Below are 17,269 nucleotides of genomic sequence, written 5' to 3'. Positions count from 1 at the left end.
AAACAAAGCCGCCTAAGCGCTCCGATACGCGCAATTAGGCGGCTTTGTTATTATTTCATTTAAATAAATCGGAGCTTATTCCTTAGCATCTTAGCTCCTGAAACTTAATGTGCCGGGATGCCTTCTTTGGCATTCTCAGGCGCAGCTTCAGCTGGCGCCGCTTGGTTCGTAGTGCGAAGCGGGAGCTCCTTCAGGAAGAAGACCAATATGAAAGCTACGACCAAGACAAGCGTACCTGTCAAGAATACATGGGACAGCGTATCGCCGAGCGCATCGCGGATTCCCGCGATCATTTGCGTGAACAAAGGCTTGATATCGGCTGGAAGACTAGCCTGCGTTTGTTCGATCAACGGCTTATTCATCAGCGTTTGCGGGTTCGCAAATGCCGTCAGTTGCTTCGCCATTTCCGGATCTATTTTGCTCATGTCCGGAGCGCTGGACGAGGTCATTGCGCTCTTCAGGTTACTGGTCAGGCTGTTGGACATAACCGTACCCATGACGGCAATACCGATCGTACCCCCGAGGTTACGGAACAATTGCGTGGAAGCTGTTACAACCCCGAGCTCTTTATGCGGAACCGCATTTTGTGTTGCCAGCGAAAATACCGGCATACCCAATCCAAGGCCGATCCCGAAGATGATCATAGCCACGACGGCCATCCAGACGCTGTTCATAAATACCATTACCGCCATACCCAGAATCATGATTGGCACACCGATCAGGGCAAAACGTTTGTACTTGCCTTGTTTTGCAATGAGTTGACCTGTTATTGCACTTGTAACGACCATGAAAATACTCATTGGCATCGTTACATAACCGGCATAAGTCGGCGAAATACCCATTACGCCTTGAACGAAGAACGAAATGTAGATCATCGCGCCCATCAAGCCGAAGTTCATAATAAAACCGATTAAGTTAGAAACGGTAACTACGCCGTTCTTAAACAGATGCATAGGCAAAATCGGATTTTTTGCTTTCAATTCTACGAATACAAAAATAATTGCGGATATTACAGTTGCAGCGAGAAGTCCGAGAATTTGGACGGAACCCCAATCGTACTGCGTACCTGCCCACGAAAACGCCAGCAGCAGCGGAACGATCGTCGTGGTCATGAACAGGGAACCGAGATAATCGATACTTTCGCCGGGCTTGCGTTCCATTTTCGGGAACAACGTCAGAATCATGATGAAAGCGACGATACCGAGCGGCAAGAAGATCCAGAACAACCAGTGCCAATCCATATTGTCGACCAGATATCCGCCAAGCGTTGGACCCAGAACACTGGAGAAACCGAAGATTGCGGTCATAAGACCCATCCATTTGCCGCGTTCACGCGGAGCAAACAGGTCGCCTACGGCAGTAAAAGCCGTCGATTGAATAATACCGGCGCCAATCCCTTGGATCCCGCGGTAAGTAATGAATTGGAATACATCAGAAGAAGTACCTGTAAGGAACGCCCCTATCATAAACAACAGGATCCCTAGCAATATAAAAGGCTTACGTCCAAACATATCGGACAATTTACCGACAAGTACGGTTGCGATCGTCGAAGTCAGCAAATAAATATTGATTGTCCAGGTATAATAATCCATGCCATCAAGGATAGCAATGATCCGCGGCATCGCGGTACTGACAATCGTCTGGTTGATTGCCGCAAAGAACATGGCTGCCATAACGGCGATCATGATCGACACTTTGCGTTTTAATGACAAATGCTCCATTTTTCTATCTCCACCTCTGTGTTTTTATTTTTCTAAGTTGTCAAGCATAGCCGTAAAAATGCGCTTCAAATGCTTAATATCTTCATCCCCAAGCGTATTAAAAATGGTTTGGGTCGCCTCCTCATGATTTTCGGTAATCTCTTGGAGGAGATTCGTTCCTTTTTCGGTAATCGTAATAAAAACGACCCTGCGGTCCTTGACTGCCCGTTCTCTCTCGACATACCCTTCAGCCAGCAGGCGATCGGTAATACCTGTGATAGCAGCTGAGGTTAATCCTAACGTATCCGCCAATTGTGAAACCTTCTGAGGTCCGGTCCGGTTCAGAAAATGCAGCATTTTAAATTGAGGAAAGCTTAGATTGTATTCCGCGCCAAGCTTGTTCCACTTCTGCGAAAATCCTTTGAGCAAGGCTCCGAACATCGTGGTTACTTCAAGCAGCATTTCTCTTTGTACCAACTTGTTTCCCTCCATAACTCCTTTTTTTCGATTGCACCTCGCTTGCTGAATTTATGTTAAAATTTTAGTTAAACTACTGAAATAATTATAACTAAATTATTAAAGCATTTACTAATATACAAGGATCGGAAGCACTAGTCAAGAGCCAAGCTGTAAGGTATTTATTGCATTTTCAAATGAAAAGGCTTTCCCGAATGAGATAAATTCGGGAAAGCCTTTTCATTAAATTAGAGTCCGTGTTATATAATCATAGAATAGAAGATTACCTGGAAGATTAACTTCATATCAAAGGAGTGAGCTCATGACACCTGAATCGCCAAACCGTTTCGTCTCACGACTTCGGCATTTTACCATCCTCAGCGTTTCCATACTGACGCTTGTGACGGCCGGGGGTATCGCCCAAAACACTAACGCGGCCGCTTCCGAAGCATTGGTTCATCCCTATGGAATCGAAGAGTCCGTAACCAAACAAAACAAGCTGCCTAAGGGCTTTGTCTATCTGGATGAGATCATTCCGGACGCCCAGTATGATATCCGGTATTTTAGCGATAATAACTTTATCGGGGGGCCGGTCAAAGGTTATGAAGCGCCGCTTGCCATCCTGTCGTCCAAAGCGGCCAAAGCATTAAAGAAAGCGAACGATGAACTGGACAAGCAGGGTTACCGCTTCAAAATCATCGACGCCTACCGTCCGCAAAAAGCCGTAAACCACTTCATCTCCTGGTCCAAGGATCGCGACGACACCTTGATGAAGGATGCCTTCTACCCCGATGTGGACAAGAAGAACCTGTTCAAGCTCGGCTATCTATCCAGCAAATCGGGACATTCCCGGGGCAGTACGGTCGATTTGACGCTCGTTTACAAAAGAACCGGTGAAGAAGTCGATATGGGGAGCCGGGTTGATTTTCTCGGTGAAATTTCCAGTCATGGCACCAAGCTGATTACCAAAGAACAGCGCAAGAACCGGTACATTCTCAAAACCGCCATGGTGAATCAGGGCTTCAAGCCTTACACTAAGGAATGGTGGCATTATACGCTGAAAAATGAGCCGTACCCTTCCACTTACTTCAACTTTAATGTAGAATAATTACCTTTAGCTTCTTTGCGGCGAAAACAGCGCATCATAAGCGGGACAAGGCTGTTCGTCAAGGAACTCCCTTAAAGGGTCGGGCATTTCCTGATATAAGTGTTTGAGCGAGTTCCCTTTGTAAATGTTCCCGATAATGACGGGATGACACAATTCCGAAATCAGGATGTCTCCGTTGCCGTGCAGGTGGAGCTGTTTTTTGCCTTCAATGCAATGGGGAAAATAAACGCCCGGTTGCTCCGCAAATCCAAGCTCGTCCATGAAACGGTCCATGCAAGTAAAATAAAGCGTCATATCCTCTTTCTTCCGGGCAATCAGATCATTTACCGCTTTCTTTAAGGCTTCCCTCGCGGCGATCGATCTCCAGCCGGTATGATCCATAACGATGCTGTTCTGGATCTCGTGCGTACGTACTCCGAGTTGATATACACGGTCGCTGATCTCGTCCATATGGCCCTCGGTTTCTTTGAATAGCAGCGTTTCAAGCACGGTATCCAGCCCGGCTGCCGTGCAAAGCTTAATATTGTTGACTATTTTATGATAGACGCTTGGTTTAATACGATAATAATCGCTAAATTGCTCCGCCGTTACGAAATTAAAAGAAATATGAATGTTCGTTAGTCCCGAATCGGCCAATCTCCGAATTCGCCCCTCATTCAAAAGACTTGCGTTGGTGTTCAATTGCGTATGAATTCCCCGCGACGAGCAATAATCGACTACTTCCACGCAGTCTTCGTATTTCAGGGTTACCTCTCCGCCGGATAAGCGCACTCTTTTTAAACCCGGCAATTCCTCAAGCAGATTAATGATTTGTTTCGCATCGATGCTGTTTCCGTCGTTACGGTTATAAGCACAGCAATACTCGCACCGAAAATTGCAGTTCGAGGTTACGCCAACTTCCAGTCCTTCCAACTCATACGTATCCGGCTTCTCCAATTCCAAAGCCTTATATGTCATTATTCCACTCCCTCCGGCTATTTACCGCCCCAAAGAGGGGGCGTGTCAACAATTGCGATTATAATGGCGGCCGTAAAATAAAAATATGAGATAATCCTCTTTTTGCGCAAAACTTGATTTAGATCAAGGTTCGGAACGTCTTTCACGGGTACTATAAAACCAAGGAGGGATTACAGTGGATAAACAATCGCTTGGCACACTTCAAGATTTTCAACAGGATAAATTCACGAAACGGATCGCTTTTAAAAAAGGGGAGAGCGTCGTTTTCGTTTTAAACTTCATGCCGGGACAAGAGCTCCCGACCCATAAACATCCCGGAACGGATGTATACATTCTTGCACTCGAAGGGAACGGGACGGTAACGGTGGATGAAGTCCCGTCCGAACTTCTTAAAGGGGACATCATCCATCTCCATGGCGACGAAGCGTTCTCGTATGCTAATCATGGCGAGGCTCCCGCTTCCTTATATGTCATACTTACCAAAATTCCGGAGCCACGCTATGCCGAAAATATTTAAGTGCTAATATGAACGAACAACGGCGGTATAGGGAGCTTCCCCATACCGCCGTTATTTATGGCTTCATTGCCGTTTCCTTACCCGCTGTTACGCACGCCGGTCCTAATAACGATCCGATTCGTGGCCCATATCCTCCGACTTCTTCAACGCCTCATCCGCGGCCGCCGTGCTGACATGAGAATTTCCTTCCCGCTTGATTCGTTCCAAACCGTCTTTTACCCGCTTGCCGTAGTCCGGGTCCGCCTGCGTGAAATGGCTGATCCAGGTTTCCTGGATCTCGGGCTTGCAAATTTTCAGGTTGTTCACCAGATTGGAAATCAACTCATCCCGTTCTACATCATCGAAAGACCGATAGGTTTGCCCCGCTTGTCCAAAGTCGTTAGTACGGTCAATTTTCTCTCTCACCAGTCTTGTATCATAATGCGGTTCGTGATCTCCGCTTACGGTTGGCCCTTATTCGTCATAACATTCCATGAGAAAAACCCGCCTCCCCATGCGGGGAAGCGGGTTTACTATGAATTGCCGCAAGTTCATGCAAATGAACCTATGCACGTATGCTACTTAAAATTTCAACCGGTAAATCGCCTTGTTCTCCAACCCTCGAATGAAAGGAGTCCAGTCCTCCGTATCCGGCGTCGTATTCAAGGCATCCTCTACCATTTGCAGCTTGGCGTCCATCGCATCGATAAAATGAAGCGCCACCGCTTCCGCCATCTGCGGCTGAACCGGGCTGCCCCATTCGCCAAGATTGTGATGCGACAGCACCAGATGCTGCAGTCCCAACACCTTCGGCGACTCCGTTCCGATGCCCAGCCGTACGGCGGCTTCGGTGATCCAGTTGGACGCCATCGAAATGTGTCCGACCAGCTTGCCTTGGACGCTATACTCGGACACGATGCCGAGCTGTGCCACCATCTCCTCCGGTTTGGCGATATCGTGCAAAATAATGCCCGCCTTCAATAAGTCTTCGTTCAGGAACGGCCGTTGCTTGCATATGAACTCGCCGAGCTCCAGCATCCTTACCATATGGTAGGCAAGTCCGCCGAAGTACGCGTGATGATGGCTCTTCGCCGCAGGAGCGTGTTCGAGCTTCTCCTCCACTTTTCCGACGCAAAATGTAACAATATCCTTGATTTCCTGATCTGAAATATCGGCAATAACTTGCTTTATCGTATGAATGAGTTCCGTAGATGAAATCGGAGCGGAGCGGATAAAATCCGTCAGTTTAACCCCGTCCTCCGGCTTCGCCGGGCGGATTTGCATGATCTTAACCTGCAATCGGTCACGATAGGTTTGAACAAGCCCCTTCACCTTCACAAGTCCCATCGGGAAAAAGGCTTCTTTATCGACCGAGGAGGCATCCCACAGCTTCGCCGGCAGTTCTCCGGTTCCGTCGGCCAACACGATATCGAGATAATCCTTCGGCGGCGTGGCATTGGTCTGTTTGACCTCTACCTCCTTAAGCAGATAAAAACCAACAAATTCATCTTGATTCACCAGTTGTCTAATCAAAGTCACGCTAGATTCCCCCACTAAAATGATAGTTTCATTATACTACGGGGAAAGAAGGATGGCATGTCATTTAGCGAGAACAAGGCTTACGGATAAACCACCACATAATTGCCAACCTCATAATATTCCGCGTCCTCCGCCAGCTCGGGGGCATATTGATAGAACACTTCGGAAATGGCGTCCAGCACTTCGTCTTCATCGAGATCCGTAGCCAGACGAAGCGATATCCATTCATCTCCTGCCTGAAGTCCTTCTACAAGCTTCGCCTTAAACTCCTGAAGCGACTTAACCTCCAGCCCATGGACGACATAATAATCATTCGCGTTACTTTTTCCCTTGAAATTTGAGAGCTCGCTGTCCAGCATATAATCCTTATCGAAATGAAAATTCAGCTTGGCGGCCTCCGCGTCATTTGCATTGTAGAGATAATAAGGCACTCCGGCATTCGTCGCTCCATTCGTGGCGTCGACGTTCAGCCACTCTTCCCCGATCTTAACCTTGTTCCAGGCATGGGGAACGTCGTCCAGCGTCCCGGTGACGATGATATTGTCGATATCTGCAAGGTCTCCAAGCATTTTGTATGCATAGGCATAGCTCATACAGACCCCTTGCTTCTCCACCATGACTCCATAGGCAGTATATGCATCGATAAATTCATCATCCACATATTCAAAGTCGTGCAATTCGGAATTTTCATATGCATCGTCATCATACACCGCGTTTTCGTCCAGATAATTGTATAGGGCCAGCCGCTTCTCTTCCTCGGTCATTCCTGCTTTAAGAGTCGAAGCAATAATTTGCCGGGCTGCCTTCAGCGTTTTGAATTGCTTGTTTTTCATTGTTTTCTGAGAGTCATGATAAGTAATATGAAGAGTTTCACTAATAGGGCTGTACCTGTAGTTTTTAACCCCCATGATCATCGGGTTTTGAAAATACACTTTATTCACCGTATCGTAAAGTAATTCCGTATCCTCGGTCTCAGGGAAAGCTCTAAGCGGAACTTTACGCTGCCCGTCAATCATGAACCTGGCAAGGTATTCTTCCAGCGCAGAATCCGCGTTTAGTTCCATTTCGTTAAGAATGTCCGAATCCGGAACCCGTTGCCGGTCCCATTTGTCGTTTGTTTTGTCCGCTTCTTTCCTTTTATCATCGGCATGTCGTTCCTCCCAGCTCTTGATATCAGGGACACGGGAATTCCCGATTACCGGTGAACTCCGGAAGGCTTCCAATTCCTCCGGTGGCAGATTGGCCTGCCTGTCTTTCAGTTCTCCGATTTTCTTTTCGGTAATGTCCGTGATGTACAAGATGCCTCTAAGAGCTGTTCCCGAAATCCTGTAATAAACCCGAGTCCCGTAATCTTTCTCCCTCGGAGCTCTCAGTCTTGATGTATCGTACAAGATATCCCGCTTGGTCAAAGCACCGTCAATATACTCGACCTGAATGGCCGCAGGCAGATCTTCCGCATGTTCCAAGCTGAGCAAACGCTCAAGATCATCATCCTGTATCTTCTTGGGCAGTTGTGCGGACAGAGCATGCGTGTTTACGGGGTTGCTGAAGCTGGATTCCTTATCCCCAATAATTGCAGTCACATAATAATCGCCATTCACGATCCCGTTTTGGGAATAAATCTCTTCATTGTCCGATGCAAAAAATCCGCCGTTCCCGTTTTGTCCAAAATCATCAAACTCAGTTTTCGATTCCATACCTATAAGGATGGGGTAGTTGCCCTCATATCCTTGTTCAGGTCCGGCATTCGGCAGATTTTCCTTTCCATCCTTCTCGTTTCCAAAAACATTATATATGTGGTAACTCTCGGCTCCGGGAACCGGTTTCCACATTAATTTTAACCGGCCATCTTTGCCGATTTTATAAGAAAGCTCAGGTACCGGCACCCCGGTATCCACCTCAAAAGGAATAATTAGCGGCTTATCCAGCTTCAAAGGCGAAGATGATTCCAGGTCATAATTGATCCGGATATAATAGGCTGAAGCGTTTCCCCATTGCTTTTCTCCTGCCTCGTAAGTGTATGAGGAACTCAGGACTCCGAATAACGGTGGAGAAACGGTAATGGTAGTCGGACCATAGGTATAATCTTCAAGCTTAACCGGAGAATCTATTTTGCTTTGCGGCTGGGCGGCCGGATCGGTATGGACAGATATGATGTCTCCAAGCGGGATATTTTTACTGAACTTGGATTCGAACCGGATACGAAAGACTTCATCCGCCGATACCTTGCTAAGTGCCCCGGGACCTTGGATCTCTGTTATTGAAGCGTTGTATCGAGACTTTAAATCCGCTACCGTTAAATTTCCCGTAATCGGGGAAACGGCCTGCTCCGCCCGCTCTTCGCGCTGCTGCTCCTGTTCGCTCTGCTGCTCCTGTTCGCTCTGCTGCTCCTGTTCGCTCTGCTGCTCCTGTCCTCCTGTACCATCTTCCGGCGCAAGTTCATATTCCGTTTCAAAAAAAGGCTTGAGCACCCCGACAGCATCGGTGACGATATCCTCGGCCATCCGGTCGGCCCACTGACAACCGGTCAGAGAAAAACAGACGGCCAAGATAAGCATCACTTTTCTTAAATTGATCATTTTGCTCCGCTTCCTCCGATCATTAGCGCTGTCAGAGTTATTATACATAGGAAGGGAAATACTGTATATAATTAGAACATCTATACTGCACGGTTCATGCTAAAACCCCCGGGTCTAATCACCCGGGGGTTTTGCTTTACAACAGATTTATCTGCCTGCAGCTTCCAATGCCACTTTGACGGCATCGACCACTTTGCCCGACAACGCTTTAACCGCATCGGTATCTCCGAATGCGGCCGGACGGTATGCGTATTTATGCATAACCCCGGTCGTCGGCGTTTCAAATTCCTGCTTCACGAACAACTCATCCGCCGACAATTTGTCGGCAGCTTTGATTTTGCCGTTCGCATCCAGATAGAATACTTCCATTTTAAACGGTACGTTCTTCTCTACCGTAACCATGACATACACCGATTTGTCGGCATTTGTACCGGCAAAGATTCCGTTGGCGTAAGCCGTTTTATAGGATTCGGCAATCTCAGCCTTTTTGTACGCCCGATCCACCGCTGCACTGAATGCCTTGCTGCTGCTGGTTGCGCCGGATACGGCATCCACTTCGGCTGCGTTTTCCCGGGTAACGGCGAGGAGATAGTTGCTCTCGAGGATCGGAATCGCTCTTACTACATCCGCGTACGCCGATGCGCCCCGATCCTGGAGATCGACGCCCACACGGAACAAGTCGATACCGACAATGTTTCCGTTCCGGAGCGTAACGTCCGCACGGTTAGTTCCCTTATCATACGCATCGCCATATGCGGTGAACTTGCCATCTTTATAATTGCCCTGAACCTTGGAAGCATTTTGCAACGCATCCGCAAATGCCGCTTTGGCTGCGGCGGACACTACCTCTTGGCCTGGGATCAAAGCAAGATTATTTCCCTTCTTGATCAGGCCTTCGCTTAAAGTGGCGATCGTCGTCTTTTGCTCTTCCGTCAAGTTCTCTTCTTTGATCAGCTTGCCATCTTTATCGAACAGGTGAATCGTTACTTTGGTTACTTTGTCGCCTTGGAAATCGGCCAGCACCAATGCTTGGGACCGGTTATCCACGCCGGCAAACGTGCCTTCAAAATACTTGTGGCCGTCAGGGGTTTTAAGTGCCTTTTCAAAGGCTCTTTCCACGGCTTCGTTCCAGCTGTGGCTGCTTTCCGTCGCACCGGAAATGGCGTCGGTATCGCTGTAATTCTCAATGTAAGAACCGTTGGCAAGCAGCTTAGCAACCATAGGCGCATTCGCCTTAACCACTTCGGCATAAGCGGTTTCTCCGCGGTCGATCAGATTGGAGCCCAATCTGTACAGCTTCACGTCAACCAGCTTGCCGTTGCGGATGTACACGTCCGCTCTCTCCACCCCTTTGTCCCGGGCGGCTCCGTAAGCGGAATAAAATCCGTCTACATATTTTGAAACGTTGTTAATCTTCGCGTTTTGGTCTGCGTCCCAGAAAGCTTGGATCGCTGCTTTAAAGTCTGCTTCCAGACCTTTGGCGGCTACGGCGTTAGTTCCCCGGTAAAGCAGTTCGCTTGCGATAAGGTACACTGTTTTTGCCTGTTCGGGAGTCATCGCGGCTTCTTCCACCGCTTCCCCTTTCTCATTTAAAGGAAATACTTTCACGCCAAGCAGTTTTGTTTTATCGTATTTGGCAAATACCATATATTTACCTGCAGGGTCAACACCCATATGCTCTCCTGCAAAATAAACCTCGCCCGCAGGCTTCTCTGCCTGTGCTCTTGCAAACGCGCGATCGACCGCCAGCTTCCAACCGTTGCTGGAACGCGTTGCGCCGGAAACGACGTCAACCTCAGCCGCTTGTTCCCGTGTCTTGCCTCGGAAGCTGGTCTCCATCGGCTCATAAGCCTGCCAAAGCCCGCTGTAATTGATCCGAACATCCCGGTCGATCAGCTTCGGACTTGTTCTCAGAAGCTCTACATCGGCGACCTTTCCGTCCTTGATCGTAACCTTCGCACCTTCCGTTCCTTTCGAATAGGCATCCCCATAGGTTACATAAACGCCGTCTTGATATGGATTTTTAACTGTTTCTACAGCCGCGGGGGTTTTAGCCTCTGTCTTGGCTGCATCCTTTACCGCCGGAGTAGTCGTTTTGCTGGCAGCCGGCTTGGTTGTGGTCGTCTTCGTTGTGGTCGGCTTAGTTGTAGTTTTGGTTTCCTTCTTCGTTGTCGGTTTGGTTTCCGGTTTTGTCGTCTTGGCAGGGGTTGATTCCTTGGCCGGCGTCGTCTCGGCTTCCGAGGCGGCGGATACAACGTCGATGTTCGAGATCTTGATCGGAGACAAGTCAACGGTCATGACCAGCGAAGACAACACCATCGTTGCGCAAACTGTTAAAGCAACTATCTTCTTCAAACGCAATCCTCTCCTTTTAAATAATTCAAATTATGTACCGTTCTGTGTTGCCAATTAATCCGAACTGGCTCGCCCCTTCCTTTTCAAGCCTTCCTCCGTCTGTCGAGCACCTTACTTAAAATCGAGTGAATTATTTCACATTCATAAGCATCGTAATATGCTCCTCCAAGCGGTTTCGATTTATGATACTGAATATCCCTCGTCCATAGCTGTACCTAAAATCACAAGGTGCGCAACATAAATCACTTTTCTTGTTAAAACATGTAATTTAAAAGCTTTCACACAGGCAAAAGGCAGCCCCTTATCTCTAAGGAAGCTGCCTTGCCCGCCCGATCATTCTCAGATCTTTTAATCCGTTTACTCCAGATTTCCAATCGCTATCCAAGTAATAAAGCCATAATTGATATGACTTTCCTTAATCTTCGTTACTTCGAGCACCGCCATTTCCGGTGTCTGTTCCTTCAAAGTAACGTAATACGCCGGTTGATTGGTCATGGCGACAAGCACATATTGCGAGTTTGAAAATGGCTGTTCGAACATCACCGTAACTTCCACGGACATTTCATTCTTGATCACCATGAACGCGCACATTCCGAACTGCTGCATCGCCGGCTGATCGGCCAAAGTTTGTACGGGTGTAATAGCCAGATGTTCCGGTTTAACGGATTGATGACCCAGCGCTACAGCATTCACGGCTCCCGGCTGCAAGTGCTCGGCACCGATGGAGCCCGGCTGCAGGCTATCCCCGCTAATCCCTTCTTCCGGCAGCAATCCGTCACGCTGTAAGTCGGATGACAAGTGCCACGCTGTCACCGCGCCCGGTTCAATATGGAGCGATTGTACGGCGGCCTCGGCAAGATGTTCTCCCTCGACGACTCCCTCGCTTAAATGCTGCGACCCAATCACGCCGCTGCCCAAATGCGAGGCAAGCACCGCTCCGCTCGCCATGTGCTGGCCGGATATGGCATTCATTTGTATATGATCCGGTCCTACGGACCGATGGCTCAACACCTCGGAATTCACGGCTCCCGGCTGCAGATGCCCCGTGCCGATCGATTCCGGCTGTAGGTCGGATCCGCTGATCCCACCCTCCGGCAGCAATCCGCCTTGCCGCAGATCCGCCGATAAATGCTCCGAAGTCACCGAATCCAATCCGATTTGACCGGATCCCACGGCGCCTTCCGCGAGATGCCTTGCCTCGATCACGCTGTTTGCCAAATGCTGAGGCTGAACCGCTCCGTTGCTTATATGATGCTCCAGCACCGCACCTTTCGTTAAATGCTGACCATATACGGCGTTCAATTGCAGATGATCCGGTCCTACGGACTGATTGCCCAAAACTTTGGCATCCACGGAAGATGCCTGCAAATGTTTCCGGCCGATGGAGCCTGGCTGCAGATTCGCTCCGCCGATCCCTTCTTCCGGTAGCAGTCCTTCCCGCTGCAAGTCGGCAGATAGATGCTCGGTCGTTACGACACCCGGAGCAATATGAAGAGACTGCACCGCGGCTTCCGCGAGATGCGACCCTTGCACGGTCTCTGCGGACAGATGTTCCGGCTGAATTGCTCCTTTATCGATATGCTGCCCGAGCACCGCGCCTAGCGCTAAATGCTGGCTTGATACCGCATTTCCCTGCAAATGTTCGGCCCCCACCGAGCCTTCGCTCAGTACCTCGGCATCTACGGCACCCGCTTGTAAATGCTGACGGCCGATGGCTTGCGCTTGCAGATCCGCTCCGCTGATCCCTTCTTCCGGCAGCAACCCTGTACGCTGCAATTCAAAAGACAGATGCTCGGTCGCTACTGTACTCGGCGCGATATGAAGAGACTGCACCGCGGCTTCCGCAAGATGCGAGCCTTCCACAGACCCTGCGGACAAATGTTCCGGCTGAATTGCTCCTTTATCGATATGCTGCCCGAGCACCGCTCCTAGCGCTAAATGCTGGCTGGATACCACATTTCCCTGTAAATGTTCGGCTCCCACCGAGCCTTCGCTCAGTACCTCGGCATCTACGGCACCCGCTTGTAAATGCTGACGGCCGATGGCTTCCGCTTGCAAATCCGCTCCGCAGATCCCATCTTCCGGCAGCAATCCTTCGCGCTGCAACTTGAAAGATAAATGCTGGGTCGTTACAGAACTCGGCGCGATATGAAGAGACTGCACTGCGGCTTCCGTGAGATGTGATGCTTCCACGGCCTCTGCGGACAGATGTTCCGGCCGAATTGCTCCCTTGCCGATGTGTTGTTCGAGCACCGCTCCTGCCGCCAAATGCCGGCTGGATACCGCATTTGCCTGCAAATGTCCGGCGCTTACGGAGTCGTCGCTCAGTACCACAGCATCCACGGCTCCCGCTTGTAAATGCTGGCGGCCGATGGCTTGCGCTTGCATATCTGCTCCGCTGATCCCCTCTTCCGGCAACAATCCTTCGCGCTGCAATTTGAAAGACAGATGCTGGGTCGTTACAGCGCTCGGCGCGATATGAAGAGACTGCACCGCGGCTTCCGCAAGATGCGACCCTTCCACGGCCTCTGCGGACAGATGTTGCGGCTGGATGGCTCCTTTGCCAATATGATGTGCGAGTACGGTGCCTGGCGTTAAATGCCGGCTGGATACCGCATTCGCCTGCAAATGTTCGGCGCTAACTGATTGATTACTCAGTTTTTCGGCATCTACGGCTCCCGCTTGTAAATGCTGACGGCCAATAGCTTCCGTTTGCAAATCAGCTCCGCTGATCCCCTCTTTCGGCAGCAGTCCTTCTTGCTGTAATTCGAAAGATAGGTGCTGGGTCGTTACGACACCCGGAGCGATATGAAGAGACTGCACTGCGGCTTCCGTGAGATGCGAGCCTTCCACGGACCCTGCGGACAGATGTTGCGGCTGAATTTCCCCCTTACCGATATGCTGTCTGAGCACTGCACCTGGCGCCAAATGCCGGCTGGATACCGCATTTGCCTGCAAATGTTCGGCGCCCACGGATTGATCGCCAAGTACCTCGGCATCTACGGCTTTCGCTTGTAAATGCTGGCGGCCGATAGCTTCCGCTTGCAGATCCGCTCCGCCGATTCCCTCTTCCGGCAGCAGTCCGTTCCGGCGTAAGTCGGCGGACAGATGCCGGGACGTTACCGCGTTCTGTCCGATATGGCCGGATTGTACCGCATCTTCTGCGATATGGCTTCCTTGAACGCTGCCGCTGGCCAGATGCCGGGACTGAACATTGCCTGCCGCCAAATGCTGGCTTTGAACCGCTTCATCCGTAAGATGATAACATTGCACCGACTGCAGTTTAAGATGCAATGCGCCTACCGATTCGCTTTGCAGCACTTCGCCGTCCACTACACCCTTTTGAAAATGCTGGCGGCGAATTGAGCCGGGTTGGAGATCCGCTCCCCCGATTCCTGCTTCCGGCAGCAACCCGTCCTTCTGGAGCTCCGGTGACAAATGTTCAAGCGTTACAGCATTCAGCCCAATATGGCGGCTTTCAATGACCTGATCGCCGATAAGGCTTCCACTCACACTGCCCGCTGCTATATGGCGGGCATCCAACGTCGCTTCTGCCAGATGCTGACCCCGAATCGCGGAATCGGCTACATGTTGGCTCTGTACGGCTTGCGGCTGAATATGAGCGGAGCCAATTGATTTTTCCTTCAGAACATCGGCATCTACGATTCCCTTCTGTAAATGGGCACGCTGGATCGAAGCCGGTTGAAGATCTGCGCCGCCAATTCCATCTAACGGCAATAATCCTTCCTTTTTCAAGGCGTCAGACAGGTGCTCTCTATTTATCGTTTCCGCCAATATATGACGGGAATCCACCGCCCCGGTCGAAAGATGCACCCCTTCCACGCTGTTCCCACCCAAATGACGGGATTGAACCGAGCCTGCCGCCAATTTATCAGAGGACACCGCCTCATTCTGAAGCGAGCGTTCCGAGACAGCTTCGGTAGCAAGGTGCGGCTCCTGGATCGCGCCGAACCTCACTTGTTCCGCTCCGACCGAGTCTGGAGCAAGATGCCGGTTCTCCACAGCGTTGTCGGCTACACTTTCGGACTGGACCGCGCCGACCGAAAAATGCCGGGATTCCAGGGAACCCTCCGCAATTTTGGGCCCGCTGATGCTCCCTTCGGCCAGCTTGGGCGCGGTTACCGCCAGATCATTTAATTTGTCGGTAGTGACGCTCTCCGGCGACAGCTTCAGAGAAGTAACGGCATGGTCTTGCAAATGCCACGAAAAGATAGAGCCGTTACTGAGATGCTCCTCCCGGATCAAACCTGTCTGAAGGAGGCTGCTGTCTATGCTGTTCTCAGCCAAATGCACACGGGAGACGGATCCCGGCAGGATATGCCTGGAGGAAATTTGCTCCGAACCTACGACAGTTCCGGTCACCGAGCCGGGAGCAAGCTTACTTTCCGTGATCGAGCCGTCGGCGATTTTGGTATTCGTTACACTGCTGTTTTGCAGCTGCCTTTCGCTGACCGCTCCTGGCGCTATGTGGCTCTCCAGAATTGACGACCCTGCAATTTTCTCCCTGGATACGGATCCCCTTGCCAAATGCCGATCTTGAATCGCTTCTGCGGCAATTTGTTCTCCCCCCACCGAGCCTGGGACCAAATGATAGGAGGTTACGGATTCTAGTGCCAGCTGGGGCCCTTGAACGGCAGATTTGGCAAGATGGCGGGTCTGCACCCCTTCATCGGCGATTTTGTTCGGCAAAATACTCTGATCGGCGATTTTGGACGAAGTAATAGCTTGATCCACTACCTTAGAGGTGCCCACGGATTGATCGGACAGCTTTGTGGACAGGATGCTTTTATTCGCCAGATGCTTTCCATGAATTTCACCGCTGCCAATCTGTTCCTCACCGATGCTCCCGGGCTTCATATGGAATGATTCCACCGAGCCGGGGGCGAGGTGACGGGCCTGAATGATCTGGTCCTCCAGATGATGGGAATTTATAATTCCATCGCGGAGTTGTTCGCCACTAACACTTAACATAGCCAGGTGTTCATTGCTGATCATCCCCGGAGCCAGGTGGCGGACGGTGATGGCATTCTCAGCCAGATGCCTGCTCTCCACTGCTCCTTCCTGCAGTTTGGCCGCTGTAATCGCTCCGTCCCGGACTTTAGTTGACGTAACGGAGAACTCCCCTAATTTCGACGTGTCCACCGCTCCGTTTTCCAGGTGAATCGACCGGATCGCCGAGCTCCGGATTTTGTCTGAAGTTACGGCTTGATCCTGGAGCAGATCCGTAGTAACGATCCACTCGCTTAAATGACGACTCTGGATCGCTCCGTCCGCGAGCTTGCTTCCGTCAATAATTCCGTCCGCCAGCTTATGGCTGGTGATGCTGCCATCCTCCAGTTTGTTCCCGCCGATCGAGCGGTCCCGGACATTCCTACCCTCCACGGCTCCGTCGACCAGATGGTCGCCCCGAACGGACAAGGGAGCTATTTTGGAGGCTACGATAGCTCCGTCTGCGATTTTGCTGCCGAGCACCGCATGGTCGGCGATCCAGGCCGATCCGATGGCCCCCAACTTTATTTTGCCGGAATCGATCGTATAAGGTGCGATCTTATCCCCGGTAACGGCAGCGTCCGTCAGATCGGCCGTATAAATTATGCCGCCGTTGGATTCAGGAGACTGTTTCTCTTCAAGAATGGATTCCAGTTCCTGCAAATGCTTCTGCTGCGACGGATTAAGCTCCCCGGGGGTTTTACTCAATTGTTCATCAAAAGCATCGATTTCAACATCGTTTGTAAGATCGTTTGTAAGATCGCTTGTAACATCGTTTGTAACATCAATTTCAATTTCAACTTCGTCTTCAGCTTCATTCACAATTTCCTTCAAAGTTTTGTCCGTGAATTCCCCTACAAGGAACTCATCCTCGATTACTTCCAAAACGGGAAGGGAGTGATGGAGCTTTAACTCCTTTTCCAGGTCAGATGTAAACCCGGACTTTCCTTTTTCCAGCAAGGTCAACTCGTTTATTTCCGGATTATCCACGTAATAGAGCGTCTTTTTGGGTCTGCTCGGTTTCGTGGTTCTGTTTCGCTTTTTCAGAGCCGTCCTCTCCTTTGCCACA

Annotated in this window: 10 protein-coding genes; 2 read left to right on the top strand and 8 right to left on the bottom strand. The window is 50.3% G+C overall.

Going from position 1 to position 17,269, the window contains the following annotated elements:
• Positions 1 to 104: 104 nt before the first annotated feature.
• The gene (locus KJS57_RS16595; RefSeq protein ID WP_211020064.1) at positions 105 to 1,721 is read right to left on the bottom strand and encodes a DHA2 family efflux MFS transporter permease subunit; all 1,617 of its coding nucleotides are present in this window, start codon (positions 1,719 to 1,721) and stop codon (positions 105 to 107) included.
• A gap of 24 nt (positions 1,722 to 1,745) precedes the next feature.
• A complete protein-coding gene (locus KJS57_RS16590) occupies positions 1,746 to 2,177 on the bottom strand; it encodes a MarR family winged helix-turn-helix transcriptional regulator (RefSeq protein WP_211020065.1) in 432 nt (143 codons plus the stop codon).
• Positions 2,178 to 2,478: 301 nt separating this feature from the next.
• Between KJS57_RS16590 and KJS57_RS16585 the strand changes: the two genes are divergently transcribed.
• Complete coding sequence (locus KJS57_RS16585; RefSeq protein WP_213655645.1) at positions 2,479 to 3,264, top strand: M15 family metallopeptidase; 786 nt, start codon at positions 2,479 to 2,481, stop codon at positions 3,262 to 3,264.
• Between the two features lie 6 nt (positions 3,265 to 3,270).
• On the opposite strand, the gene KJS57_RS16580 is transcribed toward KJS57_RS16585, so the two are convergent.
• The gene (locus KJS57_RS16580; RefSeq protein ID WP_213655644.1) at positions 3,271 to 4,221 is read right to left on the bottom strand and encodes a radical SAM protein; all 951 of its coding nucleotides are present in this window, start codon (positions 4,219 to 4,221) and stop codon (positions 3,271 to 3,273) included.
• A gap of 175 nt (positions 4,222 to 4,396) precedes the next feature.
• Here KJS57_RS16580 and KJS57_RS16575 point away from each other — a divergent pair, with 175 nt between their 5' ends.
• Positions 4,397 to 4,738, top strand: coding sequence for a cupin domain-containing protein (locus KJS57_RS16575; protein WP_211020068.1), 342 nt, complete (start codon positions 4,397 to 4,399; stop codon positions 4,736 to 4,738).
• 102 nt (positions 4,739 to 4,840) lie between these two features.
• On the opposite strand, the gene KJS57_RS16570 is transcribed toward KJS57_RS16575, so the two are convergent.
• The 5 genes from KJS57_RS16570 to KJS57_RS16550 form a co-directional block, all read right to left on the bottom strand.
• Positions 4,841 to 5,143 carry a catalase-related domain-containing protein gene (locus KJS57_RS16570; protein WP_244861596.1) on the bottom strand — a complete coding sequence of 101 codons (303 nt, stop codon included), beginning with the start codon at positions 5,141 to 5,143 and terminating at the stop codon, positions 4,841 to 4,843.
• A 156-nt stretch (positions 5,144 to 5,299) separates the two neighbouring features.
• Positions 5,300 to 6,256, bottom strand: coding sequence for a 3'-5' exoribonuclease YhaM family protein (locus KJS57_RS16565; protein ID WP_213655643.1), 957 nt, complete (start codon positions 6,254 to 6,256; stop codon positions 5,300 to 5,302).
• A gap of 80 nt (positions 6,257 to 6,336) precedes the next feature.
• Entirely contained in the window at positions 6,337 to 8,835 is a 2,499-nt protein-coding gene (locus tag KJS57_RS16560) for a transglutaminase domain-containing protein (RefSeq protein ID WP_213655642.1), read from the bottom strand.
• 147 nt (positions 8,836 to 8,982) lie between these two features.
• The gene (locus KJS57_RS16555) at positions 8,983 to 11,190 is read right to left on the bottom strand and encodes an FMN-binding protein (protein ID WP_244861595.1); all 2,208 of its coding nucleotides are present in this window, start codon (positions 11,188 to 11,190) and stop codon (positions 8,983 to 8,985) included.
• 357 nt (positions 11,191 to 11,547) lie between these two features.
• Entirely contained in the window at positions 11,548 to 17,268 is a 5,721-nt protein-coding gene (locus KJS57_RS16550) for a WIAG-tail domain (RefSeq protein WP_213655640.1), read from the bottom strand.
• Position 17,269 lies beyond the last annotated feature (1 nt).

Origin of the sequence: Paenibacillus vini, from assembly GCF_018403325.1 — a bacterium.
GTDB lineage: Bacteria > Bacillota > Bacilli > Paenibacillales > Paenibacillaceae > Fontibacillus > Fontibacillus vini.
The sequence above is the reverse complement of the archived record's forward strand: the minus strand, read 5'-3'. Positions and strand labels throughout refer to the sequence as shown.